The 741-nt window shown below is 53.2% G+C and carries 1 rRNA gene; it reads right to left on the bottom strand.

Annotation, left to right across the window (positions count from 1 at the left end):
* Positions 1–22: 22 nt before the first annotated feature.
* Positions 23–741 (bottom strand): 16S ribosomal RNA (locus tag CLPU_RS16360); the annotation flags it as partial.

The following is a 741-nucleotide window of genomic DNA, read 5'->3' as shown; positions in this document are numbered from 1 at the left end:
AGTGAAAAGCAATTCTCCTTAGAAAGGAGGTGATCCAGCCGCACCTTCCGATACGGCTACCTTGTTACGACTTCACCCCAATCATCAATCCCACCTTCGACGGCTGCCTCCTTACGGTTAGCTCACCGGCTTCGGGTGTTATCGACTCTCATGGTGTGACGGGCGGTGTGTACAAGACCCGGGAACGTATTCACCGCAGCATTCTGATCTGCGATTACTAGCAACTCCGGCTTCATGTAGGCGAGTTTCAGCCTACAATCCGAACTGGGATCGGCTTATTGGGATTTGCTCCACCTCACGGCTTCGCTCCCCGTTGTACCGACCATTGTAGCACGTGTGTAGCCCAAGACATAAGGGGCATGATGATTTGACGTCATCCCCACCTTCCTCCGGTTTGTCACCGGCAGTCCCTCTAGAGTGCTCAACTTAAATGTTAGCAACTAAAGGCAAGGGTTGCGCTCGTTGCGGGACTTAACCCAACATCTCACGACACGAGCTGACGACAACCATGCACCACCTGTCACCTCTGTCTCCGAAGAGAAAGGACTATCTCTAGTCCGGTCAGAGGGATGTCAAGTCTTGGTAAGGTTCTTCGCGTTGCGTCGAATTAAACCACATGCTCCGCTGCTTGTGCGGGTCCCCGTCAATTCCTTTGAGTTTCAGTCTTGCGACCGTACTCCCCAGGCGGAGTGCTTAATGTGTTAACTTCGGCACTGAGGTTCGACCCCCAACACCTAGCAC

The sequence above is a fragment of the Gottschalkia purinilytica genome (assembly GCF_001190785.1).
Classification (GTDB): Bacteria; Bacillota; Clostridia; order Tissierellales; family Gottschalkiaceae; genus Gottschalkia_A; species Gottschalkia_A purinilytica.
The sequence above is the reverse complement of the archived record's forward strand: the minus strand, read 5'-3'. Positions and strand labels throughout refer to the sequence as shown.